This window comes from Gemmatimonadales bacterium (assembly GCA_036279355.1).
In the GTDB taxonomy this organism is placed as follows: Bacteria; Gemmatimonadota; Gemmatimonadetes; order Gemmatimonadales; family GWC2-71-9; genus DASQPE01.
On record DASUJH010000047.1, the window covers coordinates 13229 to 39937 of the forward strand.

Sequence of the window (26709 nt, forward strand, 5' to 3'; positions counted from 1 at the left end):
TGAAAACCCGGGTGAGCCCGAGGCGCCGGATCGTGCGCGCCCCCGTCTTCACGGCCCAGTAAACCGCGCCACCGCCCCCGCCGAGTTCATCACGCACGTCCCCTGCTGGCCTGACGAGAGGCTCCACTCGATCGTGACCGTGCCGCGCGTGTCCGGCGAGCCCGCGCTCAAGCCTACCTCGGCGGGTCCCACCCGAAGTCTGCTCACCACCGCAGCCCGGCAGGCGTCGAGCTGCCGCGAAACCAGATCGGCCGAGGCGGTGCTCGTGTCGGCACCGCCGGCGCCAGCGGCGGCTCCCGGGGCTGCAGGCGCGGGTGCGGCCGTATCGCCGGCCAGCGCCGGCGCGCTGTCGCGCGCTGCTGGAGCCGGCCCGGCATAGGTGCGCTCGGTCGCGAGCTGCAGCACCGTGCCGAGGGAGTCCACCCGGCAGTAACCGCTGGCGCGGCTCGGCACCTCCCAATTGACGAGATCGGTGCCATTGCTCGCGTCGTAGCCGCGGCTCGTGCTCCGCACTGCGGAATCGGCCACGCTCCACCGACGCGCCACCTGGCGGCGGCAGACGTCGAGCGACTGTTGCTTGGCGTAGGAAGGCGCGGGCGCGGGGAGCGGCGCCGCCTGCGGCGTGGGGGCGCCGCCGCCGCCGTCAGAGTCGCCGGTGTCGGTGGCGGCCACCGCGCGGTAGTTGCCGCACGCGCCGCCGGCGGCGAGCACGGCGGTAACGAGGACGGCGGTGATGAGCGCAACGGGCGGACGATGCATCTGTACTGAACCTCGCGACAGGTTGAGCCGGCGCCGCGGTTCGGCGGCACGGCGGCCTCGGCACATGAACCACGTCAATCCGCCGGCAGGGTCAGTCCTCGGAACCGCGGCACCGGCGGCCGCCAGGGTGCATGATACCCGCTTCCGGCCCCAGCGCGCTCGGGGGCCTCGCGCAATCGCAGGGGCGATCGCTCGCCTTACGTTCCCGCGCCGCTCCCCGCCAGCAGCAGCACGATGCCGAGCGCCGCCATCCATGCAGCATTCAAATGAAAGATGGGCCGGTAGCGCTCGAGCTCGTCCGGCAGGAGCATCGTCACACCCATGGCCGCGAGGCCGAGCACCGCCGCTGCAACCGCGATCCAGAGCGGAAGCGTGCCGTCCACGATGAGTCCGGCCGCGAGCACCACCTGTCCCAGTCCGAAGAACACCCGCCCGAATCGCACGAGGCAGGTGGCGTAGTGCGTGGCCACCTGGAGCGGGGGAAGAAACGCTGACGCGGCGTTGCCCGTCTGTTTGCCGACGTCCATCGCGCCCCAGGCGCCCATGTGATAGTAGAACGCGGCGCCGAGCGCGCTCACCAGCGCGCCCGCGGCGAGCACCGCGAGCCCCGGCCACGCCAGCGCGCGTGCGGCGCCATCGATGCGCACGGCGAGCGCCGCGGCCGCCATGAGCGTGATGACGTAGCCAAAGATGTGAAACCGGTAGAGCCAGATCCACGCGCTATATCGGGTGCGGATCCGGGTGAAGTCGTCCGCCGCGAAGAACGCGCCGGGCTTGGCCGGCAACAGAAACCAGCCGAGCCACGTGAGCGCCGCCGCGGCGACGAAAAACCACCCGCTGACCTGCGATGCGAGACCGTTCATGATGCACCCCCTTGGTTGCGTTTCTGCAGCCAGCGCGCGTAGCCGTCCACGCCCATCTGATAGGGCGACGCCAACTCGTACGCGCGGGTGAGCGGCTCGACGCCCGCCGCCGTGATCTCCGCGTCGCCCTTCCGGGCGAGTGCCGCCGCCACCTTGGTCGTGTCCGGCTCCCGCTCGAGCTGTGCCTCGGTCCACCCGGCCCAGTCAAAGAGCTGGGCGATGAGCCGGTCGAAGTGCGCCTCGGGTTCTGCGTATCCGCCGAAGTGAGTAAGGTAGAGCCGCCGCGGCCGAAGCGCGCGGAGCCGCGCGACGCTCGCGAGCCACGCATCGAGATCGATGTCGGGCGGCGGCGTCGGCGGGCGGATGAGGCTGCTGCCCCCCAGCCGCACGCCCGCCATGTCGCCGGTGAAGACGAGGGCCCCCTCGGGCTCGTGATACGCGTGGTGATGCCGCGCGTGGCCCGGTGTCGCGAGCGCGGTGAGCGTGCGGCGGCCGGTGCGCACCGTGTCGCCGTCCTGAAGCACGACGAGCCGATCGGCAGGGACAGGCACCATCTCGCCCCAGAGCGCGTCCATCCGATCGCCGTAGATCCGGCTGGCGCTCGCCATGAGCTTCGATGGGTCAATCATGTGCTTCGCGCCAGCCGGATGCACGAAGAGCCGTGCACGCGGCAGGCGCCGGAGCAACGAGCCCGATGCGCCCGCATGGTCGAGGTGGATGTGGGTGACGACGAGTTGCGTGATCCGCTCCGGCTCGACGCCGGCCGCGCGCACGCCGGCGAGAAGGGTCTCGACCGTCGATGTGGGCCCGGTCTCGATCAGCGTCGCATCCGGCCGGTCGGCGAAGAGATAGGCGGCGATGACGCCCGGCTCGCCCTGGAAATTCAGGTCGAGCTGAAAAACGCCGGGCGCGATCTCGACCGGCGCGATGTCCACCGCCTGCTTGCTTACCTCGGCCACAACCACCCGAACGTCCCCGCGGTCACGAGCCCGTAGAGCAGGCCGTCGATCACATGCTTGATCGTGACCGACCATGGCTGGCCCATCCAGATCGAGTCCGGGATCGTGGCGCCGGCGTAGCCCAGCCATGCCACCGTGCCGACCACGCGGAACACGTGCAGGTAGTCGGTGCCGGCCGGCAGCGTACGCGACGCGACATACGCTACGATGTACGAGATCACCAGCGAGAAGACGAACCACTGCGCGAGGCTCGGGCCCATCGACATCGGCCCCGTCCGCCGGATGTTGAGCACCGCCACCGGCCCGTCGACAAACTTCTGCTTCACCTCGGGCTTCTCCAGCAGCTTCAAGTCGGCCACGTAGGGAATGATGTACTGCGCCGGCCTGGGCTTGCCGCTCTGGATGGCGGCGCGGACGGCGTCCTCGTTGGGGAGCTGCGTGTAGTCGGACGCGTGATACTTGAGGACCATGTGAACGACCGAGCTCACCACGAACACGAGGACCGCGGACAGCACGATCGGAAGCCACAGCGCGCCGAGGGTCACCATGACGGCCTCCCGAGACGACAGGTTCGAGGGGGTGAGGGGAGCGGGGATATGATAACGCGCGGAACGGCGGCTGGCGAACGCGGTAGAGCAGGGCAACGCGGTGCCGGCGCGGCTGCCCGGAGTCAGCGCCCGAGCTCGGACTCCCCGCCGAAGTAGCGCGCGTGCAGGAGCGACAGCACCTCGGGCGAGAGTCCCGGGGGCGCCAGCGCCACCGCGACCTCGCGGCCCATGTGCCGCACCACGCGCCCGCGCACCGCGATGACGGTGTCGGCGTCGAGCCGGAGGTCGCCGCTCAGCATGCTGCCCACCGCCGGCACCCGCTCTCCGGGGCCGATCACGTAGCGGAGCCCCGTAGCGCTCACGTCGCGCAGCCGAGTGATGCGCGCGCCGCGGCCGCCGGGCGGCGTCGGGATCGGGAGCCGCGGCGCGCCCCGCCGCTCCGAGCGGCCGCGCGAGAGCAGCGCCCGCTCGGCCACGATGAGCGCCTCGCCTGGCCACGCCTGGTCCACCGGAACGATCGCGAGGCCCGCCCGGCTGATGCGCGAGATGCGCCCGCGGATCTGGAGCGCGCTGCCTTCCCGAAGTTTGAGCTCGCCCTCCACGATCTCGTCGAGCCGCCAGACGCGCGCGGCCGGAGCCGGCTCGACGCGGAGGCCGCCGGGCCCCAGATCCCGCACGGCGCAGGGGAAGCCGTCGATGGAAAGAAATCCGGGCGCCGTCCGGCGATACTCGGCTCGGGGCGCCGTGCGCCGGTCCAGCTCGCCTTCGCGTCGATACGCCATCTGCCTACCGTCCCGCCGCAAGCGCCTCGAACCTCGGGTTGCCCCGGAGCGGGTCGAACGCGGGATCGATGCGGAGCCAGCCGGGCGACAGGAAGTAGGGGGCCTTGACCAGACCGGCGAGGTGGTCGATCGCCTTTTCCCGCTCACCCACGAGAATGTAGATGCGGACGAGCTGGTGCTCGTAGTACGCGCCGCTCCACGCATCCTTCGAGAGTGGCGTGATGGCAACGCCCCGCTCCCCCTCGCGGATCGCGTCCGCCTTTCGGCCCATGTACGCGAGCGCCACGCCCAGGAGCACGTGCTGCTGCGCGTCGTTGGGAGCCACCGAAACGTGCTCCTCCATCGCGGCGCGCGCGGAGTCGGCGTAGGCGCGGGTGCGGGTCTCGTCGCCGCGGACGTGATACACGCCGGCGAGCGCGAGCCCCCAGTTGCCCCGATCGTTGTCGAACACGCTCGGCGGCAGCCGCGTGATCAGCGCCTGTTGCGCATCGTCGAGCGGCCAGAAGAGATCCCAGAACGTCGCGAAGTAGGCGGCGAGCGTCGTGGGCTCGACTTGCGCGGCGTGGATGACGGCGCGCGCGCCGGCCAAGTCGCCCTGCATCAGGTGGGCGATCGCCTTCACGTGGATGATCGCGACGCTCGTCGGAGCAATGGCGACGGCGCGGTCGACCGCGGCGAGTCCCTCCGGGTAGCGCTTAAGCCAGAGATAGGTGATGGCGAGCCGTCGCGCGGTGCGGAACGAGCGCGGGTCGAGCGCCGCGGCGCGCTGCAAGTGCTCCAGCGCCGCGTCGAATCGCCCGAGGCTCTGCTCGGCCAGTGCCGTGGCGGCGAGGAGATCGGCGTTGGAAGGCGCGCGCTCCAGCCCGGCCTGGTACGCCGCGCGCGCGGCGGTGAGGTCGCGCTGCACGGCCGCGGCGTAATCGCCCAGTGCGCTCTGGGTCTCGGCGCGCCCGGGTGCCAGGGCGCGGGCCCGCTCGGCGGCGGCGCGCGCCTGCTCGGCGTCGGCGGGGGTGGGCGCGGTGAGCGCGAAGATGTTGGAATACGCGCGCGAGAGCTGGGCCCAGGCCACCCCGAACGTCGAGTCGAGCGCCACCGCCTGTCCGTAGTAGATGGCCGCCCGCCGCAGGGCGGCCGGATCGATGGCGCCCATGCCGAGCGAGGCTTCCTCGCCCTTAAGGAAGGCATCGTAGGCCGCGACGTTCGCCGTGGGCCGCTCGGCCAGTGCCTGCTCCTGGCTCGCGCCGAGCGCCACGTCGAGCGCCTGCGCCACGCGCCCCGCGATGTCGCCCTGCACCTTGAAGACGTCGGTGAGCGCCGCGTCGAACGGCTGCTGCCAGCGCGTCGCGGGCGACGCCGGGTTGGTGAGGTCCACCAGCTCGGGGCTTACCTCCACGCGGCTGGTACCGCCGGTCTTCTGCCAGCGGATCTTGCCGACAAGCACGTAGTCGACGCCCAGCTCGCGTGCGATCGTCCCGAGCGGCTTGGTGGAGTGCCGGTACTGGCTCGCGCTGGCGCTCGCGGTGACGCGGAGTCCGCTGATGCCGGCGAGCTTGCCGCGCACCGCGTCGGTGACGCCGTCGGCGAAGTAGGCATCGCTCGACTCGCCCAGGTTCTCGAAGGGGAGCACCGCGAGCCGCCGGACACCGCCCGGCTCGGCATCGCCGCCGGCGTGGCTGCGCCGCCAGGCGAAGAGCACGCCGAGCCCGATCACGAACCCGAGGCCGAGCGTGACGAGCGCGATGGGGACGCGGCGGCGCGCGGAGGGTGCAGGCGTCTTGTCCTGCGCTGCGGGTGGGGCGATGCCCGCGCCGGGCGTAGCCATCCGCGCGGTCGGCAGCTCGGCCGATTGGTTGAGCGCGTGCGCAAACTCGCCGGCCGTCGCGAATCGATCGGCCGGCACCCGCGCAAGGCCCATCGCGACGGCCGCGTCGAGCCCGGGTGACACCGTCTCGCGCACGCTCCGCAGCGGTCGCGGCGTCTCGGTGAACCGGCGCGCGATGGCTGCCTGCGGCGTGGGCCCGGCGAACGGCGGCTCGCCAGCCAGCATCTCGTAGAGCACGGTGGCGAGCGAATACACGTCGGTGCGGGCGTCGACGTCGCGGCCGCCGCTCGCTTGCTCGGGGCTCATGTAGACTGGTGTGCCGATGCTCATGCCGGTGCCGGTGAGCCCACCCGCCCCGGCGCCGTCGCCCTCGGCACCCCCGAGCGCCCGGGCGATGCCGAAGTCGGCCACGAGCGTCGAGCCGTCGCGGGTGAGCAGGATGTTCTCCGGTTTCACATCCCGGTGCACGACGCCGTGCTGGTGCGCGTAGTCGAGCGCGCGCGCGGCCTCGGTCGCGATGCGGAGCGCGTCGGCGACGGGGAGCTGGCGCTCGCGGTTGAGCCGGTCGCGCAGGCTTTCGCCCTCGACATATGGCATGGTGAACCAGAGCCGGCTCGCGCCGCCCTCGGCCGTCCGCGCTTCGCCCGAATCGAGCACCGTGAGCACGTGCGGGTGCTGCAAGCGCGCCGCGAGGCGAATCTCGCGCTGGAACCGCTCGGCGCCAAGCGAGGCCGCGAGGTCGGGGTGCAGGACCTTGAGCGCGACGGGGCGGTCGTGCTTGAGATCGTGCGCGAGATAGACGGTGGCCATGCCGCCACGGCCCAGCTCGCGCTCGAGCCGGTAGCGGTCGCGCAGTGCCTCGGAGAGGTCGGAAAGCGGCAGGGTCAACGTTGCGCCGGAAGAGGACGCGTCAAATCTGCCCGGAGTGGACGGCCGGCGCCAGCGGCGTAAGATTCTCCTGCCTCCGCTTCATTTGCCCAATGAAAGGTCGCCGCCATGTTCCGCCTCGCTCCGCGGGCCGCGCGCGTGCTCGCCCTGGCGCTGGCTCCGCTCACGTTACTCGGCGCCTGCGGGCCCTCGGCCGACGCGAGTGCCCAGGTAGCGGGTCGAGCCACGAACCGCCCGGCGGCGCCCGCCCGCGACTCCGCTGCCCCGGATTCCACGCCTCCCATCGTGCTCGCGCCCGACGCCGTGTGGGACGGGGTGGCCGATGCGCCCGCGCGCGGCTGGCTCGTCGTGGTGCGGGGGAACAAGATTGATGCAGTCGGTCCCGCCGACCGGGTCACCGTGCCACCGGGCGCCGAGCGCGTGGCCCTCGCCGGCCTGACCCTCCTTCCCGGCCTCATCGAGGGCCATTCGCACCTTTTCCTCCACCCCTACAACGAAGCGCCGTGGGACGATCAGGTCCTGAAGGAGCCCCTTGGCTTCCGCATGGCGGAGGCGGTGGCCCATGCGCGGGCTACGCTCAACGCCGGCATCACCACCATGCGCGATCTCGGCACCGAGGGCGCGTTCGATTACGACGTCCAGCTCAAGCGTGCCATCGAGCAGGGCATCGTGCCGGGGCCGCGCATCCTCGCCGTGACCCGTGCCATCGTCGCCACCGGCAGCTACGCGCCGCGCCGCCGCGAGTACGCCTTCGAGCCGCCGCAGGGCGCGGAGGAGGCGAGCGGCGTCGAGGAGGTCACGCGGGTGGTTCGAAGCCAGATCGCCCACGGCGCCGACTGGATCAAGGTGTACGCGGACTTCTTGTGGGGACCGAACCACGGTCCGCGACCCACGTTCAGCGAGGACGAGCTGCGCGCGGCGGTGGCTACGGCGCACGATGCAGGTATGTCGGTCGCGGCGCACTCGCAGTCGGCGGAGGGCATGCGCCGCGCGGTGCTGGCGGGGGTCACGACCGTGGAGCACGGCGACAACGGCACACCCGAGGTGTTCCGGCTCATGCGCGCGCGCGGCGTGGCGCTCTGCCCCACGATCGCCGCGGTCGAGGCGTACGCTGAGTATTTCGATCACTGGGTAAAGGGCCGCGACGCGCCGACCCCGAGGATCGTGAACAAGCGCAAGAGCTTTCGCGCGGCACTGGATGCCGGCGTCACCATCTGCTTCGGCGGCGACGTGGGCGTCTTTCCCCACGGCGAGAACGTGCGCGAGCTCGAGGGGATGGTCGAGTACGGCATGACCCCGCTCGCCGCGGCGCGAGCGGCCACGAGCGGCAACGCACGGATCTTTCACCTCGACGCGAAAGTCGGCCGCGTGGCGCCCGGACTCCTCGCCGACCTCATCGCGGTGGAGGGCGACCCCACCCGCGACATCACCGCGCTCCGGCGGGTGCGGTTCGTCATGAAGGACGGGCAACGGGTGCGCTGAGCGGGACCGGACGTTATGTTGGGCCACCATTCTTCACGGGGTCGAGTCATGCCTGTCTGCCGCCGATCGGGCGCAGCCCTGGCCGCGGCTATCGCCGCCGCCCTGGCCGTCGCCGGGTGCGCCGCCCGCGAGTCGGGTGCCGGCGCCCACACGCTCAACGTCACCGCACACGACTTCGCATTCGACGCGCCGGCCGAGACGCCCGCCGGGCTCACCACCATCCGGCTGGTGAACAAGGGGCCGTCGCTGCACCACATCCAGCTTATCAAACTGGCGGACGGGAAGACGCCCGAGGACTTCTTCGCGGCCCTCAAGGCGGGCGGGCCGCCACCGGCTTGGGCGACGGACGCGGGTGGCCCGAACCCGCCCGAGCCCGGCAGCACCGCCGAGGCCACGACGGTGCTCGAGCCCGGGACCTATCTCATCACCTGTTTCGTTCCCGGTGCCGATGGCGTGCCGCACATCATGAAGGGGATGGCCAGGCCGCTCAAGGTGACCGGCGCGATCCCGGCCAACCAGACCGAGCCGGCGGCGGACGAGACGATATCGCTGGTGGACTACAGCTTTCAGCTCGCGAAGCCGTTGACCGCTGGCCGCCACGTGATTCGGGTCGAGAACCACGGCACGCAGTCGCACGAGTTGGTGCTCGTACGCCTGGCGGAGGGCAAGTCGCCGAAGGACTTCGCGGATTGGGCGTTCCATCAGGAGGGTCCCGCGCCCGGCGCCCTGTACGGAGGGGTGAGCGCCATCATGCCGGGCACGCACCAGTTCGCGTCGGTCGATCTGCCGGCCGGCAACTATGCGCTCATCTGCTTCGTGCCCGACGCGAAGGACGGCAAGCCGCACCTCGCGCACGGCATGGCGATGCAGATCACGGTGAGCTGAACCTTACCCGCCCGTACCGCCGGCGGCGGCCGTGACGGCGTTCGCGACGACCGTCATGATTGCCGCCGCCTGCGGGTACGCCCCGTCGCCCAGGCCCTGCCAGGTCGCGGTCGTCACCACGACCAGGTCGAGCGCGGGCACGATGTAGATGAACTGGCCGCCGTAGCCCCACGCGAGAATCACCCTTCTGCCACCGAGTTGGCCCAGCCACCAGAGCTGGCCGTAGTCGAGCCGGCCGAGCGGACCCAACGTCGTGCCGGTCGCGACGTGGGATCTGATGCATTCCTGGATCCAGTGCGTCGATACGAGCGTCCGCGTGCCGGATACGCCGTTCTGCAGCACGAGCTGGCCGATCTTCGCCATGTCGCGTGGCCGGATCAGGAGGCCGGCGCCGCCGTTGGGGATGCCGCGGTCGTCGTACTCCCAATCGCGCCGGGTGACGCCGAGCGGCAGCAGCAATTCGCGGTCGGCAAAGGCGTCGGCGCCGGTGCCGTCCGGCTTGCCGCTCGCGACGCCAATGACCGCGGCAAGCAGGTGCACCGCGGCCGAGTTGTAGTTGAACCTGGAGCCGGGCGGGGTGACGATCGGGCGCGCGAGCAGGTAGTCGAGCTGGTCCGGCGCCAGCGCCCACGCGTTGTATCCCGCCGCGCTCGACTCGTCCCATTGGAACCCGCCCGTCATGGTGAGCAGGTTCTCGACGGTGAGGGCACCGTGCGCGGCGTCGAGCGCGGGGAGCGGCGGATGGAAGAAGTCGGCCAGCGTCGCCGCGGTGTCGCGGATGATGCCGCGCTCGAGCGCCAGGCCCACCAGCAGCGCGGTGACGCTCTTGGTCACGGAGCGGACGGAGTACAGCGAATCGGTGCCGCCCGAGACGAAGTACCGCTCCGCCACCAGGCGGCCGTGCCGTATCACGAGCAGGCTTCTGAGGCCGGGGAGGGCCGCGGCCTGGGTGAGCGACGCGGCCAGTCGAGCGGGATCGACGCCTTCGGCCTCTGGCGCGGCGGCCGTCCATTCGCCCGAGAGATCGACCGTGGCGTTTGGCGGCGGTGCCGTGGGTGGGCGGGGCGCCGTGGAGTCGGACCCGCCGCAACCGACCTCCAGGCCGGCCGCGAACGCGAGGCAGAGCATTACCCGTGGCTGAATGCGCACCGGCACCGCCGAATGCAGGATCAGCGAAATATGGCCCGCGCCACTTCACGCGCCACCCAATCGTGTCCCGCCGCACTCAGGTGCCCGTGGCCCAGCTTCCCGGGCGGGATGTAGAGCGGCGCCACCGAGTCGAACGCCATGGCCCGGAGGCGCGGCACGAGGTCGAGGAACTGGTAACCGTCGCTTGCGGCTGCCGCATCGAGGCGCGCACGCCAGCGGTCCGAGTCTGTGTCGCTCCGATCGCCGGCGAGCGGCAGATACACCACCAGCAGCGTGCAGTGCTCGTCGCGGTCCGTCGCCGCGAGCTCGGCCAGTATCCGGCGAGCGACCAGCCAGTTGAGACTGTCCGAGTCGACCGCGGGCGTATCGTGCCGGCTGAAGCGCGGTGCCAGCCGGGCGTACAGCTCCGCGGCCCGGAGCTGCGCCATGACCGGCCGCTTGGCGTTGAGCCACGTAGCGAGCCTGGGGAATCGATAGCTCCAGCGCGGCACCGGCACGTTGGTCACCCGCAGCGAATCGCCGTCGAGCACCAGTAGCGGCTTGCCGAATCCGAGAAAGGTGCGCCGCTTCGTCCGGTAGAAGTCGTCGGTGATGATCGCGAGGACATGCGCCGCCTGCCCGAGTCGCCGCCCGTCCCGCCGGTACCAGAGGAACGCCTGATCGATGCCGTAGCCGCCCTGGCCCATGTTCACCGTCTCGAGCCGCGGATCGTGAGCCTCGAGCCGCGAGCACCATGTGTGGGCGTTATCGACGCCGTAGCCCAGCGTGAACGAATCGCCCGAGCAGATCACCCGGGTCCGGCCGGGTGGCGGCTCGGGCGCGACGTCGCGGTCGTTGCGGAAGCGCTCGGCGTTGGTGCGCAGGTACACGCCGGGCCCGTACAGATTGGGGTCGTAGAAATTGGGCCGATTGACCCAGCCGAGCAGCGAGTCGTAGTCGGTATGGCGCCGCTCGGTGAGCACGTCGTCGTGAAGAGTGAGATCCCGCGCGAGGAGCAGCAAGCTGCTGCCGCCCTCGATCACGATGAACGTCCCGATCGGTACGCCCACCAGCAGAACGAGGCTGAAGAGCAGCCGCTTGCTCCGCGAGAGTCGGGCGGGGCCCGGCTGGTCGGCTTTCATCGGGTACCGCCCGGTTGAGGTGCGGCGCGTGACGCAGGGGCGTGTGCTCCGGTAGGGTAAGGTCTCGCACGGCGGATGCGCAACGGAATGGGCCGACCCCGGTGTGACCAGCCTTACACCGCCCGCAACCTGGCCGGCGTACCATGAGCCCATGGCGGGCGGTCCCGGGATCTTCTCGATGCTCAAGCAGGGCGTCAGCGACTTTCTAGCGGACGACTGCACCAGCATGGCCGCCGCGATCTCCTATTACGCAATCTTCTCCCTGCCGCCGCTCCTGCTGCTCATCATCCTCATCCTGGGCAGCGTCGTGAGCCCGCAGGACGTGCAGGGCGCGGTGCAGACGCAGATCAACCGGATGGTCGGCCCCTCGAGCGCGACGGTCGTGCGCGGGATCCTGGCGCACGCGGAGAGCCCCGGCGGCGGGCTGGTCTCGACTCTGCTCGGCGTGGCCGCGCTCATCTTCGGGGCGCTGGGCGTGTTTGGCGAGCTGCAGGTGGCGCTCAACCGGGCCTGGGAGGTCAAGCCGGACCCGAACCAGGGCGGTATCAAGCCCTTCCTCATGAAGCGGCTGCTCTCGGCCGGAATGATCCTCGCCATCGCATTCCTGCTGCTCGTCTCGCTCGCCATCAGCGCCGCGCTCTCGGCCTTCGGCCAGGCGCTCGGCGGTCTCCTGGGCGGCACCGTGTCGACGGCGGTGCTCCACGTGCTCAACATCGCGATCTCGTTCGGGGTCATCACGCTGCTCTTCGCGGCGATCTTCAAGGTGGTGCCCGACGCCAAGATCAATTGGGGCAGCGTGTGGGTGGGCGCGCTGATTACGGCCGCGCTCTTCGTGGTAGGGAAATACCTGTTGGGACTGTATCTCGGGAGGACCAACCCGGGTGAGGTCTTCGGCGCCGCGGGGTCGCTCGCGCTCCTGCTGCTCTGGATCTACTACTCCTCGAACATCCTCCTCTTCGGCGCGGAGCTGACCCAGGTATGGGCCCGCCGGCACGGCGGGATCCGCCCTGAGAAAGGCGCGGTGCTGGTGGAGCGCACCCCGCACACGCCGGAGCCCGCCGGCGCGCACTCCGGCGGGGGCTGACCCCGGCCGGCCCGAAGCCGGCGCGGGGACGTTCCGGATCGCTCAGACCTGCGGGCTCTGCGTCTCCGAGGGAGCCGCCGACGGATTCCGGGCCGCCTGCTTGGCCTGCTGCGCGACGTCGCCCGCCGACTCCTTGACCTGCTGCTTCACGTGGTCCGCGGCGTCGCGCACCGCGTCCTTGATCTCGGGTACTTCGGAGCGCACCGTGTCGGCCACGTCACCGGCCGCTTCGCTCGCCGCGTCCTTCACCCGATCGACCGTGGCCTCGGCCCGTCCGGCCAGCCGATCGCGCGCCGGCCCCATCCACTCGTCCTCCTTCGACGTGCTCGGCAGGACGAACCCGATGGTGAGGCCGAGCACGAGCGCGCCCGCCGCAACGGCGAGCGGATTCTGCTCGACGATCTCCGCGAACCGATTCCGGGCTCGCCGGGTCTGCCAGCGGGCGCGCTCGCCGATCTCGGCGGCCTTGTCCTTCGCATCGCTGGTCCACTCGCTCGCCTTCTCTTTCGCCCGTCCCGCCGCATCCTCGGCGCGGTTGGCGAAATCGCTCGCGGTGTCGGACACCCTCTCGGAGACGTTTCTGCCGGTCTCGCGGATGCTCTCGCCCGCCTCCCACGCCTTCTCCTTGAGCGGCGCGGCGATGCTGCCGCTCGAGCGCCGCCGCTCAGGGCCGGTGTACGAGCCCTCGTACGAGTAGCGCGCCATCCGGTCGCCCGAGACCGGCCCGCCGCGGGTGCGCTGGGTGAAGAACCAGGTGGCGCCGAGGCCCATCGCTGCCACCGCGAGCGAGTTGTCGCGGACGAAGTCGGCGAGCTGGTAGCCGGTCTCGCGCGCGCGCGCGCTCACGTTCGCCGCCGCTTCGTGGGCGATGTTGCTCGGCCGGAGCCGCTCACCGAGCTCATCGAGATCCCGGCTCATCCGGGCCCGGGTGCTCTCGATGTCGCGCTCGAGCTGCCTCGTGTCCTCCGAATCGGTACCCCGATCGGTCCGGCGTTGATAGTCCGTCATGACCGTTGCTCCTTTGCCCACTCGAAGTCGCCTTTGAGGGTCTGGATGGTTCGCTGCGGCTTTGGGTCGACCCGCTTCAGGTCCTTGAAGGCGCCGCGCAGCATGATGTAGCCGACGATGCCGAGCACGACGCCCACGATGAGCGCCGAGAGCCACGCCACGATGCCGACCACCTGGGTGAGGAAGAGGATCACCGCCGCCACGATCGCGAGCGCGCCGAGGAGCGCGCCGACGCCGCCGGTGGCGAGCGACATCACGTCCCTGGACGCGTGCGAGATCTTGTCGCTGAGCTCGGTCCGCGCGAGCTGGATCTCCTGCCGCACGAGCAGCGTCATGTCCTCCGACAGCTCGCCGAACAACTCGCCCAGGCTCCGCTCCTGCCCGATGGTGGGCGCCTGGCCGAGCGGACGTTCCCGCCTAAACTCCGGCATTGTACCCTCCGCTGCCTCGATCCTCGAGGTCGGTGCATTCGGGCTCGGTATAGCCCGGCGGGGTATAGCCCCGCGGGTCGTAGCCAGTGGCGTAGTTCGGCTGGGTGAAATCGGTTCGGGGGGAAGCGGTCTGGCCCGAGCCGGTCCGGGCATAGCGATACCCGCCGTAGTCCTCGTAATCGCGGCTCTCCGGCTCGGAGCTCTTGAGGAACCGTGCGCCCAGGAGGCCGACGGCGAAGGCACCGCCGATGACCCAGGCCGGCTCGCGGCGCGCGAACCGGACTAGGTCGTCCTTGGCATCTCGGACGTCGAGTTGCCGGACGTAATCCGCCGCACGTTGGGCCTGATCGGCCACCCTGTCCGCGATGCCCGCCGCGTTGCTATCGTTCTCGGCGCGGAGATTGTCGCCCGTCCGGCGGAATGCGTCGGCCACCCCGCCGATCCGATCCGCCATGTGCTGCTTGCGCTCGCCCAAGCGCGAGCTGGCACGGTCCTTTGCCTCCCGCAACGAGGTCTTGCCCTTGTCGAGCGCCTCGTCTTTCATGTCACGGACCTGCTGGCCCAGGCCCGACTCTGACGCCGCCATATCGTGTCTCCTTCGTTCGTGCCATCGGTCCTGAACGGATCGGCCGCTAGGAACGCATTGCACCTCCGGGAACGGGCAGTAATCGCCTTCGGGACGGGCGGTTGCCGTGCCGCAGATCACCGTCCCGCGACGCTGCAACCATTCTTCCCATGCGCCCGTCGTATCATCGCATGCCTCAACCAGCTTGGCCGTGGATCACGCCGCGCCTTCGCACGGCGGGGCGCCCCATGCGGGTACCCCTCGCGCGGACAGCCGCCATGCGCGCAGCCTCCGCATGCCGGGCCGCGGCCTGTGGCGCCGCCGCATGCGCCGCCATGGCGGTCCTTGCGCCGCACCCCGCAGCCGCGCAGGCGGCCCCTTCGGCCCAACCGGACGCCCCACCCCCGACCCCATCGCGGCTGCCGGCCGCCGCGAGCTACCACATCACGGCCGCCACGGGACCGATCGCCGTAGATGGCCGGATGGACGAGGCCGCCTGGCGCGATGCGACGCTCATCCCGATCCAGTACGAGTGGTTCCCGGGCGACAACGTCGCACCGCCGGTCGCAACCAACTGCCGAGTCACTTACGACCCGAGCAACCTGTACGTCGGCTGCCGCGCCTTCGATCCCAACCCCTCGGCAATCCGGGCCCACTACGCCGACCGCGACGACCTCGACCGCACCGTCGGCGACGACCACATCGTGCTGCTGCTCGATACCTCCAACGACGAGCGCCGGGCGTTCCAGTTCCGGGTGAACGCGGTCGGCGTGCAGATGGACGCGCTGCTCTCCACGGCCGAAGGCTTCGAGGATTTTTCGTGGGACGCGATCTGGCAATCGGCGGGGCACATCGACGCGGACGGCTACACGGTGGAGCTCCGGATTCCGTTCCGCTCGCTCCGCTTTCCGGAGTCGTCGGGCGAGGAAACCTGGGGACTCATCCTCGAGCGCTCCTGGCCCCGGAGCGCCCGGCACCGGATGCGCTCGGCACCCAACGACCGGAACAACGCCTGCCTCCTCTGCCAGGCGAACAAGGTCACCGGATTCGCGGGCATCACGCCGGGCAACAACGTCGAGCTGTATCCTACGCTCACTTCCCACCGCACCGACCAGCGCGACGCCTTTCCCGACGGGCCGCTCCAGTCGGGCAGCGTGAAAGTGGATCCGGGGCTCGATCTCCGCTGGGGCGTCACCTCCAACCTCTCGCTCAATGCCACAGCCAACCCCGACTTTTCCCAGGTCGAGGCCGACGTGGCGCAGCTCGCGGTCAATACGCGCTTTGCACTCTTCTTTCCCGAGCGGCGCCCGTTCTTTCTGGAGGGCGCCGATTTCTTTCAGACGCCGATCCAGGCCGTGTTCACCCGCACCGTGGCCGACCCGACCGGGGGACTCAAGTTCAGCGGCAAGTGGGGCTCGGCCGGCGTCGGCGCCTTTGCGGCCCACGACCGGCTCACCAACATCGTTTTCCCGTCGAATCAGGGCACGACCGACACGTCGCTCACCACCAACACGGTGACGAGCGCGCTGCGCTTCCGGCAGGATGTGGGACAGGCGTCATACGTGGGCGCGCTCTACACCGGGCGGGAGAGCTTCGACGGCTATAGCAACCGGGTTGCCGGCGCCGATGCGTTCATCCAGCTCTCACCGGCGAATTCGGTGCGCCTCCAGGCCCTCGGCTCGGAGACCGAATATCCCGACGCGGTGGCTCGCGCGTTCTCGCAGCCGCTCGGGAGGTTTACCGGGGTCGGGCTCCGGGCGTCCTACCTCCACGCCGACCGCGACTGGACGGCCACGCTGGACCTCGACGAGCTGAGCCCCGACTTCCGCGCCGATGCCGGCTTCGTGCCCCGGGTGGATTTTCGCGACGCCGTCGCGAGCCTCACCCGCACTGTCTTCGGCGCGCCCGGCCAGCCGTTCACCCAGTTGCAGTTCGGCGCCACCGGCAGCATCACCACCGACCACACCTGGGACGTGACCGACCACTCCACCGGCCTCAACGCGTTCTACCTGGGGCCGGCGCAGACGTCGGTCCAGCTCGAGGGATATCGCGACTTCCAACAGCTTGCCACGCTGGGTCACGACTTCACCTGGGGCCGCGTCACGCTGCAGAGCCAGCCATGGGGCTCGGCCAAGCTCGGTCTCGCGGTGCGCGCCGGCGGCGATGTCGACGTGGCCAACAACCGCACCGGCAACACCTTCGAGCTCACCCCCAACGCGCAGATCTACCTCGGCCGCTCGCTCAGCCTCAACGTGCAGCACGACTACCAGCGCTTGAGCGTGGCCGGCGAGCGGGTGTTCACCGCCAACCTGCTGCAAGGGAGGGTGGTGTACTACGTGGGCACCCGCATTTTCTTCCGCGCCATCGCGCAGTGGGAGCACGTGGACCGCAACACGGCGGCCTACCTCTTCACGGTGGCGCCGATCGACAAGTCGCTCTTCACCCAACTCCTCTTTTCGTATAAGCTCAACCCGCAGACCGTGGCGTTCGTCGGCTATTCCGACGGGCGGTTCGGCACCGACACCGGCCGCCTGCTCCAGCAGAGCCGCACCTTCTTCGTCAAGCTGGGCTACGCCCTCCGACCCTGAACGGGTGATTTCGATGAAATTGAAGCGACGCATGGCGCCGCTCATGCTCGGCGCCCTGGCTGCGGGCGGCGCGCCGCTCCATGCGCAGGCGCCGCCCGAGGCGCCGCCGAACGCCGCACGGATCGCGATGGTGATTCACGGCGGCGCCGGCACCATCCGGCGGCAGGACATGACGCCCGCGCGAGATTCGGCCTACCGCGCGGCCCTGCGCGAGGCACTCGGCCGCGGTTACGCCGTGATCAAGCGCGGCGGCACCAGCCTCGACGCGGTGCAGGCTGCGATCAACTTCATGGAGGATTCGCCGCTCTTCAACGCGGGCCGAGGCGCCGTGCTTACGAGCACGGGCACGGTGGAGATGGACGCTGCGATCATGGACGGCGGCAGCGGCAAGGCGGGTGCGGTGGCGGGGGTGGGGCACATCAAGAATCCCATCACGCTCGCGCGGCTCGTGATGGAGCGGACGCCGCACGTGATGCTCGCCGGGGCTGGGGCGGAGGCGTTCGCCCGCTCGCAGGGGGTGGCCATGATGCCGCAGAGCTATTTCATCATCGACCGCCGGCGAAACGAATTGGAGCGCGACAAGCAGGCAAGGACGGCGCACCAGCACCACGGCACCGTGGGTGCCGTCGCCCTCGACTCGCACGGCCACCTTGCGGCCGGCACCAGCACCGGCGGAACCAGCGACAAGCTCCCCGGCCGCATCGGCGATTCGCCGATAATCGGTGCCGGCACCTACGCGGACGACGCGAGCTGCGCCGTGTCGGCCACGGGGGCCGGGGAATACTTCATCCGGAATGTGGTGGCGCACGACATCTGCGCCCGCGTGCTCTACAAGGGCGTACCGCTGGCGCAGGCCGCCGACGAGGTGATCATGCACAAGCTGGTGGCGCTGGGCGGCGGCGGCGGCGTGATCGCGCTCGACCGCCAGGGCCACATGGCGGCGCCGTTCAACACCGAGGGGATGTACCGGGCCTGGGTGGACACGGCCGGCAACGTGACGGTGAAGATTTACCGCGACGAGTGAGGCGGCCCCGGCTCGGCGCCCAGGACTTCGGCGAAGTACGCGGGCAGGTCCAGCTCGAAGGCAAGCGCGGCCGGGTCGGGCTGCCAGACGAGATGATCGGCGAGGATTTCTGGGCGCTCGTCGTCGGGACGCCAGCGCTCGACCAGCCGCGCCTCGATGTCGACGACCCAGTATTCGGGGACGCCGCGGCGCTGGTAGAGTCTGCGTTTGGTAATCCGATCGGAGCGCGCCGAGCTGGGTGACGGGATTTCGATGGCGACCAGCAGGCGCCCCACCTCTTCCCAGGAAAGCGGCTTGGCCCCGCCCACCAGCGGCACGACGAAGAGATCCGGCTCGACCACGTTGTGGTTGTCGAACTCGACGTCCTGGGGGCTGATCTTCGCGTAGCCGACGCCGCTCGACCGGCAGTAGTTGTATAACGGCACGTACAGCTCGGACACCGCGTTTCCATGCCGCCACGATGGGGCCGGGGTCACGAGCAGCTCCCCGTCCACGATCTCGTACTGCTTGCCGTCGTCCGGCAGACTGCGGAGCATGTCCGCGGTCCACTTGATCGTCTGGGGCGCCATGCCCATAAGGTGTGATCCTCGGCGAAGCGAGCGCAAGGTGACATGCGCCAACGTACCGGCTCGCGGACAGCATGCCGCGCCGTTTCTCCGCGCACCGGTGCCGATGCACGCGGCGGGACCGCGCCGCTAGCGCGACCTGCCCGCATTGTGGCAGGTCGCGCCACTGCCCGCGCGCCAGGACCTGCCGCCGCCCTCGCCCCGGCATCCGTTACTTGACAACTCCCGCCGGGCATGCACGTTGCAGACGGAGCCCCCGTCCACCCCGTAGCACAACACTCGACCACGCGCGTGATCCGCCGGGAGCCGAACGCCTGTCGGCCCGATCACCCGCCGCTCGACGCCGCGGCAGCGAGCCCGTGGCGCCCGCATCCCATCGGAGTCACAGCTATGGCCACGTTCCTGAAGGGTCTGCGCCGCCCGGGCGGCGAGTCGGTGAGCACCGTTGCGGCGCATCCGTCCCATAATGGAAACGGGAACGGGGCGATGATGCCCGGCCAGGCAGCGCTCGAAAAGCTCGTGGCGCGGGCCGAGGCGGCCGCCGAGCAGCTCCGCTCGCTCGACACGGTGACCGAGACGGCTGCCGCGCTCGAGGCGATGCAGGAGCGATTCGCCTCGGTCGAGCAGCAGCTCGCGGCGCTCGAGGGGCTGGCTCAGCGGCTGGCGGGAGCCGAGGCGCAGGCGGAGCGGGTGACCAAGGCATCCGAGGAGATGGCGGCAATCGAAGGGCGGCTCGGCGAAGTGGGCGAGAAGGTGGACAGCGCAATGGCGCTCCGCGCCGACCTCGATCAGTTCCTGGGTGACCGGAGCCCGATGGCAGCGCTCCGCGGCGAGACCGACGCGCTCCGCACCCAGCTCGCCGAGCTGGCCGAGAACATCGGCCGCATGCGCGACCAGTCCGACGACGCGCTGAGCGCCCATCGCCACGCCACCTCCCGGCTCGAGAGCTTCGACGAGGAGCACCAGGCGGCCGCGAGCCGGCTGGAAGAGGTCGTCCGCCAGGTCCAATCCGTCGAGCGCTCGGTCGAGCCGATCAGCCGCGCCATCGATTCCATCCCCAACGTCCAGCACCAGCTCGCCGTGGTGAAGGCGCTCGCGGATCAGGTGGCCCAGAAGGCCGCCGCCCTCGAGCAGCAGCGCGAGGCGGTCGAGCGCGCCGCGAGCCAGATCTCCCAGCTCACCCGGCTCGACCGCGAGCTGGACACCTGGCTTCGCCGGCAGGAAGAGCAGATCCGCCGCTTCGGCGCGATCGAGGCCAAGATCGCCGAGGTGCAGGCGCTCCACGCCAAGGTGGTGTCGCGCCACGACGAGCTTCAGGCCTCCCAGCAGCACATGGACGAGGGCCACCGCTCGGCACGTCAGGCCCTCACCGATCTGCGCGAGCAGATGCGGAAGAGCAGCGAGAGCTTCGAGCTGGAGACCCGCGGCCTGCACGCGGTGAGCGAGCGGGTGGGCGACCTGCGCACCGCGGTGAAGGAGTGCGAGGCGCGGTTTGCCGTGCTCGACGCGGCGAGCCAGGGCACGGCGGCGGTGCAGGCGCAGGTCCGCACCCTGAGCGAGCAGGCGGCGGCGCTCGCCGCCGAGCTGGCTCGGCTCACCGAAGAGGCGCGCCGCGCCAGCACCACGCGCGAGGATGCGGAGCGGCTGGAGCAGCTCGCGACGGAAGTGGCCGAGCGGATGCAGCGCATCGACGCCGTGGCGCCGCAGGTGGATACGGTGACCCAGCAGCTCGCGGCCCTGCAGGGGAGCCACGAGATGGTGACCGACGGACTGGAACAGGTGAAGCTCGCCTACGCCGAGATGACCCGCCTGCGCGAGAGCCACGGCGAGGTCGAGGCGTGGCTCGCCAACGCCGAGACGTGGACCCGCAAGGTGCAGACGCAGGTGCGCGAGCTCTCCGGCATGGAGCCGGCGGTCGAGCGGATCCGCGGCGAAGTGGAGCGCGTCACGGCCGCCATGGCCGACATCGCCGCGCGGAGCGAGGCGGTGGACGAGATGCACCGGCGCCTGACCGACCTCGGCACCTCGAGCGCCGAGCTCAAGGAGCGCACCGAGGGGCTGCGCGCGCGGATGGACGGGGCCGAGGGCCGGTTCGTCCAGCTCGCGCGGCAGGCCGAAGAGGCCGAGCTGGTCTCGGACGTGATCAGCGGCGTCGTGGCCTCGGTGGGCGAGGCGGAGCAGCGGATCGGCGCCGTGGACGGCTCGGTGCGCGCGCTCGAGGCCCGCACCCAGCAGCTCGACGAGCTGGAGGAGCGGATCCGGCTGCTCGCGCTCGAGGTGGAGCAGCGGCAGGGCGCGCTCGACAAGGCCACCGAGCACCTGAGCCGCGCCTCGGCGCTGCGCAAGGAGGCGGCCGCCGCGTCGCAGAAGCTGGAGGAGCTGTCGCGCACCATCGGCGGCCAGCTCGAGACGGCCGAGGAACGGGCGCAAGGGCTCGACCGCACCGCCGAGGATCTCGAGGCCCGCGCCACCGCGCTCAAGCCGATCGAGCGGCAGGTGACCCACTTCGAGGAGCTGCTTGCCCGCTGGCAGTCGGCCCAGACCGAGGCGGGCCGCGCGCTGGAGCAGACGCTGGCTCGACAGGGCGCGGTGGACGCGCTGGAGAACCAGGTGAAGCACGTCTTCGAGCTGGCCGAGCGCGCGGTGGACGGTGTGCAGACCATCGGTGCGGCACGCCACGAGATCGAGGAGGCGCGGGCGCTGCTGGACGACACCCAGTCGCAGTTCCAGGCGGCCGAGGCGGCGCTCCAGGGCTTCGAGGCGCGCCAGCGCCAGTTGGAGCGCGCCGAGCACCGGCTGGCGCAGGCCGAAGCGCTCGCACTCGACGTGCGCTCCACGGTCGAGTCGCTGCAGGCGCAGCGCACCGTGGTGGATCATGTGATCGAGCGGGCCGGCGCCCTCGCGTTCCAGATGAAGCAGGCCGAGGCGCTGGTCGATGCCCTGAAGCGCGAGCGGACGCTCGCCTGCGACCTCAAGGCATCGGTGGCGTCGGTGCGGGAGCCGGACGAGGAGGAGTAGGTCCGAGCGGCAGGATTCCCCGTGCCTCATAGATGGGCCGCGCTTCCTCCCGGAGGCGCGGCAAGCGGGCGGCGAACCAGATTCCGCCGCCCGCGCACGCGATTCCACCCAGCAGAATCGTCTCCGTCGCCCCGATGTGCTCCGCGATGATCCCCGCGAGCAGGCTGCCGATCGGCGCCGTGCCGAGAAACGCCATCGTGTAGAACGACATCACCCGCCCGCGCAGGTGCTCGTCCACCAGCGTCTGCAGGATCGTGTTCGTGGAGGCGAGCTGAATCATGAAGCCTGCGCCCACGATCGGCAGGATCGCGAGCGAGAGCACCACGTTTCGCGAGAACGAGAAGGCGACGAGCGCCAGGCCGAAGACGAGCGCCGCGCCCGCGATCACCCGGCCAAGTCCGAGCACCGACTGCCGCGCGGCCAGATAGAGGGCGCCGGCGAGCGCGCCGAGTCCTGCCGCGGTCATGAGGAAGCCGTAGGTGTTGGCGCCGCCGTGCAGCACCTTCGTCGCCACGGCGGGCATGAGCACCGAGTACGGCATGCCCGCCATTCCCACGAGCGCGACCAGCAGCAGCGCCGAGCGGATCGGCATGAACCCCGCCACGTACCGGAAGCCGGCCACCAGCTCCTCCCGCACCCGCGTCGCGGCCCGGCGCCGCACCGCGGGCGGCAGCCGCATCGCAACCAGCGAGGCGAGCACCGCCACGTACGAGACGGCGTCCAGCAGGAAACACCACCCCTCGCCCACCGCGGCGATGAGCAGGCCCGCGACCGACGGGCCGATGATCCTGGCTCCGTTCACCATCGAGGAGTTGAGCGCGATCGCGTTCGGCAGGTCGGCGTGGTCCTCGACCATGGTGATGACGAACGCCTGCCGCGCCGGCACGTCGAAGGCGTTGATGCAGCCCTGGAACAGCTGCAGCACGAGCACCTCGGCCACCGTGATGACGCCGGCGAGGGTGAGCACCGCGAGCGCGAGCGACTGGACCAGCGAGAGCACCTGCGTCACCAGCAGCACTTGGTGCCGGTTCCACCGGTCCACGTACACGCCGGCGATGGGCGAGAGGAAGAGGGTGGGGATCTGGCCGCAGAACCCGACCAACCCGAGCAGGAACGGCGAGCCGGTGAGGCGGTACACCAGCCACGCCGTGGCGATCCGCGTGATCCAGGTGCCGACGAGCGAGACGCTCTGGCCGCCGAAGAAGAGCCGGTAGTTGCGGTGCCGGAGCGCACGCCCGATCTGCGGGGGCACGCTACGCGGCCGTGTAGCGGCGCTCGATCGCCTCGCGGAGCCGCGCGCGGCTCTGGGCCGCCGAGAGCCCCGCGTCCGCGGCGATCCGCTCCGCCTCGGCCGCGAGCGGCGGGTCCTTGATCGATTCGCGCAGCCAGCGGGCGTAGTCGCCGCGGCGGAGATGATAGAGCCACGTGGCGTCGTCGACGCCGTCGCCCACCTGCACGAAAAGTGAAAGATTCTGCGCCCGCAGGTTGAGCCGGGAGTCCGGGCCGCGGAAATAGAAGCTCTTGTCTTCGCCCAGCTCCCCCTCCGCGTACTTCCGGATGTGACGGCGGCGCTCGGCGGTGGGCGGCTCGCTCGCGAGCACGAACGGCGCGCCGCGGCTGCGCCACCAGACGAGCGCTTCGCCCGGTGCGAGCTCGCCCCGCGCGGCCGCCGCATCGGCGGGCGCCGCATCGGCGGGCGCCGCTTCTGCGGGCGCCGCTTCTGCGGGCGCCGCTTCGCCCAGCGCCTCGCTGAAGGCTCGGAGCGTCTCGCCCGGGTTCGCGCCCACGGCGAGCACCACGTCCACCGTCGCCAGCACCTCGCGCGCGAGCCCCTCGGGGTGCACCGTGATGAGCAGCAGACCGGAGGGTTGCTCCGGGAGCGTCAGCCCTGCGGCCGCCCAATCCATGGGCAGGAGGTGATGGGCTTCGTCGAGCGCGATCCAGTGCGGCCGGCCGGTGCGCGCGCGCAGATCGTCGAGCGCGGTGAAGAGCCGCTCGAAAAATTCCGGGCGGTCGCCGAGCCCCACGCCGAGAAGATTGACGACGCAGTTGCGGCCGGGGCGACTGATGACGTCGGTCACCTCGTGCACGAGCGGTGCCCGCTCGGTGCCGCCGAGCTGGATGGCGGGCTCGAAGCTGTCGTAGTCGCCCTCGGGATCGATGACGCACACCTGGTAGCCGGCGCCGGTGAGCCGCTCCAGAAAGCCGGTGGCGAGCGTCGACTTTCCGCTGCCGGACGTGCCGGCGAGCAGCACGTTGATGCCGTAGGCGGGGAGTCGCACCTCGGTCTCGCCCGCTCCGTTGCCGCCGCTCCCGCCGTGCTCGCCGCCGCGCTCGCGCCGGCCGAGCAGCACCTCGTGCCGTGAGAGGCGGGGCGCCAGCTCGGCCAGGTCCGAGGTCACCAGCGCGTCGATCAGCTCGACGACGCCGGCGCCGCGCTCGCCGCGCGTCACCAGATCCGCCTGCGCCTTCACGGTGGGCACCGCGTTGGCCACGGCCACCGCACACTCGCTCATTCGCAGGAACGCGTGGTCGTTCTCCGCATCGCCCACGCCGGCCACGTTGTGGGGCGAGAGGCGCAGCTCGTCGAGCGCGGTCGCGAGGCCGGTCGCCTTGTTCACGCCCGAGGGCAACACCATCACGGCGCCCTTGTTGAAGATCACCTGCAGCTCGAGCCCCAGCTCGCGGATCACCTCGATCACCGTCCGCTCGTGCGGCTCGCGGGTGGCGACGATGGCGCGCCCCACGCCGAGCGGGGCCACGCCGCGCGCGCGGAGCGCCTCCACGAACGCCGCGTTGGGCGCGCCGGCGAGCACGCGCGCCTCGCGCGTCGAGGGCGCATAGATTACGGCGCCATTCTCCGCGACGATCCGGTCGCAGAGATCGGCGTGCGGAAAGGCACGGAGCACGTCCTCGAGCTCACGTCCGGTGACCAGCACGATGCGCCGTCCCGAACGGCGCAGCCGAGTGAGCGCGGCGACCGTTGCGTCGTCCACGGCACCGCCGTGGGCGAGGGTGCCGTCGTAATCGCACGCCAGGGCATGATAGCGCATGTTGCGGCTGAGATTCGCCCGCGCGCCCGCGCGCGGCGGTGTCTCCAATCACAGAAGGGCACGTGCACCGGACCTACTCTCCGCATCCGGACACTCGAGGAGCGAGGATTCATACGATGAAAGCGACAGGCATACCCGCGGCGGCCGCCGGCACCCTGACATTGGGCGGCGACCTCACCGTCAACCGCATGGGTTTCGGTGCCATGCGTCTCACCGGCCCCGGCATCTGGGGTCCCCCGCGCGATCGCGCCGAAGCCATCCGCGTGCTGCGCCGCGCCGTCGAGCTGGGGGTCGACTTCATCGACACCGCCAACTCCTACGGGCCGCACGTGTCGGAGGAGCTCATTGCCGAGGCGCTGCACCCCTATCCCGACGGCCTCGTCATCGCGACCAAGGGCGGCCTCACGCGCCCCGGCCCGGATCAGTGGCGCGAGAACGCGCGCCCCGCCGATCTGCGGCGCGAGCTGGACGGCAGCCTCAAGCGGCTCAAGCTCGAGCGCATCGACCTCTACCAGCTGCACCGCATCGATCCGAAGGTGCCCGAGGACGAGCAGTTCGGCACGCTACGCGAGTTCCAGCGCGAGGGCAAGGTGCGGCACGTCGGGCTTTCGGAGACGGCGGTGGATGCGATCGAGCGCGCACGGCGCGTGCTTCCCATCGTCTCGGTGCAGAACGAGTACAACGTCAGCGACCGGAAGTGGGATGCCGTGGTGGATTACTGTGAGGCGGAAGGGCTCGCGTTCATCCCCTGGTTTCCCCTCTCGGCCGGCGCGCTCGAGCCCACCGGCCCGATCGCGCAGGTGGCCCGGCGGCACGGCGCCACGGCGTACCAGATCGCGCTCGCGTGGCTGCTCGCGCGCTCCCCCGCCATGCTGCCGATCCCCGGCACCTCGTCGACCGCGCATCTCGAGGAGAACGTCGACGCCGCGTCCATTCAACTGTCGGGCGAGGATCTCAGGCAGCTGGACCGGGCGTAGCACTGGGCGGGGCGCCTAAGTTTCGGTCCATGACTCAGGCGCCCCTGTTCACGCCGCTTCGCGTCCGCGGCATCGAGCTGCCGAATCGGATCGCGGTGAGCCCGATGTGCCAGTACTCGAGCCCGGACGGCTTCGCCACGGACTGGCACCTGGTCCACCTCGGGAGCCGCGCCGTGGGCGGGGCGGGCCTCGTCATGACCGAGGCGACCGCGGTGACCGCCGAAGGCCGCATCTCCCCGCACGACCTCGGCATCTGGAGCGACGCGCATGTGGACCCGCTTGCCCGCGTCGTGCGGTTCGTCCGTGCGCACGGCGCAGCCGCGGGCATGCAACTGGCCCACGCCGGGCGCAAGGCGAGCACCGCACGGCCGTGGGAGGGCGGCGCGCAGATCCCGCCCGCCGATGGCGGTTGGCAGCCGTGCGCGCCGAGCCCGATCCCGTTCCGCGCCGCGGATTCCGTGCCCCATGAGCTGAGTCGCGCCGAGATCGAGGGAATCGTCGCGGCGTTTGCCGCCGCGGCGCGCCGTGCGCGGACCGCCGGCTTCCAGGTGCTCGAGCTGCACGCGGCGCATGGATATCTGCTGCACGAGTTCCTCTCCCCGTTGAGCAACCGGCGCACCGACGAGTACGGCGGCAGCTTCGACAACCGGATTCGCATCGTGCTCGACACCGTGTGCGCGCTGCGCGAGACGTGGCCGGCCGAGCTGCCGCTCTTCGTGCGGATCTCGGCGACCGACTGGGTCGAGCGCGGGTGGGACATCGCGCAGTCGGTCGAGCTGGCGCGCCGCATGAGGCCACTCGGCGTCGACCTCATCGACTGCTCGTCCGGCGGCACCGTGCCCGGGGCGAAGATTCCGCTGGGCCCGGGTTATCAGATCGAGTTCGCGGAGCGGATCAGGCGCGAGGTGGGCATCTGCACCGGCGCCGTGGGGCTCATTACCGATGCCGCGCAGGCGAACGGTGTCATCGCGCGCGGCGCGGCAGACCTCGTGCTGCTTGCGCGGCAGCTCCTGCGCGATCCGTACTGGCCGCTCCGCGCGGCCCGCGCGCTCGGCGTGGCGATCGAGTGGCCGGCGCAATACCGGCGCGCGGTGGATTGAACCGGGGACGCCCGCGGGGGACTGCATGCACGACCCA

Annotated in this window: 22 protein-coding genes; 8 read left to right on the forward strand and 14 right to left on the reverse strand. The window is 71.0% G+C overall.

The annotated features are described in order from the left end of the window. Positions 1-48 precede the first annotated feature (48 nt). From VFW66_11440 to VFW66_11465, 6 genes are all read right to left on the reverse strand, one after another. Complete coding sequence (locus VFW66_11440; protein HEX5387308.1) at positions 49-759, reverse strand: hypothetical protein; 711 nt, start codon at positions 757-759, stop codon at positions 49-51. A gap of 197 nt (positions 760-956) precedes the next feature. Next, the gene (locus VFW66_11445) at positions 957-1622 is read right to left on the reverse strand and encodes a hypothetical protein (GenBank protein ID HEX5387309.1); all 666 of its coding nucleotides are present in this window, start codon (positions 1620-1622) and stop codon (positions 957-959) included. Beyond that, the gene (locus tag VFW66_11450) at positions 1619-2581 is read right to left on the reverse strand and encodes an MBL fold metallo-hydrolase (protein HEX5387310.1); all 963 of its coding nucleotides are present in this window, start codon (positions 2579-2581) and stop codon (positions 1619-1621) included. Before VFW66_11450 ends, VFW66_11445 begins: the two co-directional genes overlap by 4 nt. Continuing rightward, entirely contained in the window at positions 2569-3129 is a 561-nt protein-coding gene (locus VFW66_11455) for a hypothetical protein (GenBank protein HEX5387311.1), read from the reverse strand. The genes VFW66_11450 and VFW66_11455 overlap by 13 nt, the downstream gene beginning before the upstream one ends. Positions 3130-3251: 122 nt before the next feature. Continuing rightward, positions 3252-3911, reverse strand: a complete 660-nt coding sequence (locus VFW66_11460; GenBank protein ID HEX5387312.1) for a PilZ domain-containing protein — start codon at positions 3909-3911, stop codon at positions 3252-3254. A 4-nt stretch (positions 3912-3915) separates the two neighbouring features. Further along, positions 3916-6621, reverse strand: coding sequence for a protein kinase (locus VFW66_11465; protein ID HEX5387313.1), 2706 nt, complete (start codon positions 6619-6621; stop codon positions 3916-3918). A 108-nt stretch (positions 6622-6729) separates the two neighbouring features. On the opposite strand from VFW66_11465, the gene VFW66_11470 reads away from it, so the two are divergent. Beyond that, positions 6730-8103 carry an amidohydrolase family protein gene (locus VFW66_11470; protein ID HEX5387314.1) on the forward strand — a complete coding sequence of 458 codons (1374 nt, stop codon included), beginning with the start codon at positions 6730-6732 and terminating at the stop codon, positions 8101-8103. A gap of 48 nt (positions 8104-8151) precedes the next feature. After that, positions 8152-8988 (forward strand): hypothetical protein, encoded by an 837-nt coding sequence (locus tag VFW66_11475; protein ID HEX5387315.1) that lies wholly within the window; start codon positions 8152-8154, stop codon positions 8986-8988. Positions 8989-8991: 3 nt separating this feature from the next. Here the strand turns inward: VFW66_11475 and VFW66_11480 are convergent, their stop codons facing one another. Both VFW66_11480 and VFW66_11485 read right to left on the reverse strand, forming a co-directional pair. Beyond that, positions 8992-10143: a serine hydrolase gene (locus tag VFW66_11480; protein HEX5387316.1), complete on the reverse strand. Its 1152-nt coding sequence runs from the start codon at positions 10141-10143 to the stop codon at positions 8992-8994. Positions 10144-10157: 14 nt separating this feature from the next. Beyond that, positions 10158-11258 (reverse strand): hypothetical protein, encoded by a 1101-nt coding sequence (locus VFW66_11485; GenBank protein HEX5387317.1) that lies wholly within the window; start codon positions 11256-11258, stop codon positions 10158-10160. A gap of 151 nt (positions 11259-11409) precedes the next feature. Here VFW66_11485 and VFW66_11490 point away from each other — a divergent pair, with 151 nt between their 5' ends. Further along, positions 11410-12342, forward strand: coding sequence for a YihY/virulence factor BrkB family protein (locus VFW66_11490; GenBank protein HEX5387318.1), 933 nt, complete (start codon positions 11410-11412; stop codon positions 12340-12342). Between the two features lie 42 nt (positions 12343-12384). Here VFW66_11490 and VFW66_11495 read toward each other — a convergent pair whose 3' ends face one another. From VFW66_11495 to VFW66_11505, 3 genes are read right to left on the reverse strand one after another with little or no spacing between them, the layout of a single operon-like run. After that, positions 12385-13350, reverse strand: coding sequence for a DUF3618 domain-containing protein (locus tag VFW66_11495; GenBank protein HEX5387319.1), 966 nt, complete (start codon positions 13348-13350; stop codon positions 12385-12387). Then, entirely contained in the window at positions 13347-13781 is a 435-nt protein-coding gene (locus tag VFW66_11500) for a phage holin family protein (GenBank protein HEX5387320.1), read from the reverse strand. Before VFW66_11500 ends, VFW66_11495 begins: the two co-directional genes overlap by 4 nt. Further along, complete coding sequence (locus VFW66_11505) at positions 13768-14367, reverse strand: hypothetical protein (GenBank protein HEX5387321.1); 600 nt, start codon at positions 14365-14367, stop codon at positions 13768-13770. The genes VFW66_11500 and VFW66_11505 overlap by 14 nt, the downstream gene beginning before the upstream one ends. A 314-nt stretch (positions 14368-14681) precedes the next feature. On the opposite strand from VFW66_11505, the gene VFW66_11510 reads away from it, so the two are divergent. Both VFW66_11510 and VFW66_11515 read left to right on the forward strand, forming a co-directional pair. Then, the gene (locus VFW66_11510) at positions 14682-16934 is read left to right on the forward strand and encodes a DUF5916 domain-containing protein (protein ID HEX5387322.1); all 2253 of its coding nucleotides are present in this window, start codon (positions 14682-14684) and stop codon (positions 16932-16934) included. Between the two features lie 13 nt (positions 16935-16947). Further along, entirely contained in the window at positions 16948-17958 is a 1011-nt protein-coding gene (locus VFW66_11515; protein HEX5387323.1) for an isoaspartyl peptidase/L-asparaginase, read from the forward strand. Here VFW66_11515 and VFW66_11520 read toward each other — a convergent pair. After that, complete coding sequence (locus tag VFW66_11520) at positions 17943-18533, reverse strand: Uma2 family endonuclease (GenBank protein HEX5387324.1); 591 nt, start codon at positions 18531-18533, stop codon at positions 17943-17945. The two genes, VFW66_11515 and VFW66_11520, sit on opposite strands and share 16 nt — an antisense overlap. Positions 18534-18914: 381 nt before the next feature. Here VFW66_11520 and VFW66_11525 point away from each other — a divergent pair, with 381 nt between their 5' ends. Then, positions 18915-21542, forward strand: coding sequence for a hypothetical protein (locus VFW66_11525; protein ID HEX5387325.1), 2628 nt, complete (start codon positions 18915-18917; stop codon positions 21540-21542). Here VFW66_11525 and VFW66_11530 read toward each other — a convergent pair. Both VFW66_11530 and VFW66_11535 read right to left on the reverse strand, forming a co-directional pair. Continuing rightward, entirely contained in the window at positions 21496-22794 is a 1299-nt protein-coding gene (locus tag VFW66_11530) for an MFS transporter (GenBank protein ID HEX5387326.1), read from the reverse strand. The two genes, VFW66_11525 and VFW66_11530, sit on opposite strands and share 47 nt — an antisense overlap. 1 nt (position 22795) lies before the next feature. Next, positions 22796-24595: an HAD-IIB family hydrolase gene (locus VFW66_11535; protein ID HEX5387327.1), complete on the reverse strand. Its 1800-nt coding sequence runs from the start codon at positions 24593-24595 to the stop codon at positions 22796-22798. A 116-nt stretch (positions 24596-24711) separates the two neighbouring features. Here VFW66_11535 and VFW66_11540 point away from each other — a divergent pair, with 116 nt between their 5' ends. After that, positions 24712-25572 carry an aldo/keto reductase gene (locus VFW66_11540; protein HEX5387328.1) on the forward strand — a complete coding sequence of 287 codons (861 nt, stop codon included), beginning with the start codon at positions 24712-24714 and terminating at the stop codon, positions 25570-25572. Between the two features lie 29 nt (positions 25573-25601). Further along, positions 25602-26672: an NADH:flavin oxidoreductase/NADH oxidase gene (locus tag VFW66_11545; protein ID HEX5387329.1), complete on the forward strand. Its 1071-nt coding sequence runs from the start codon at positions 25602-25604 to the stop codon at positions 26670-26672. Positions 26673-26709: the final 37 nt, after the last annotated feature.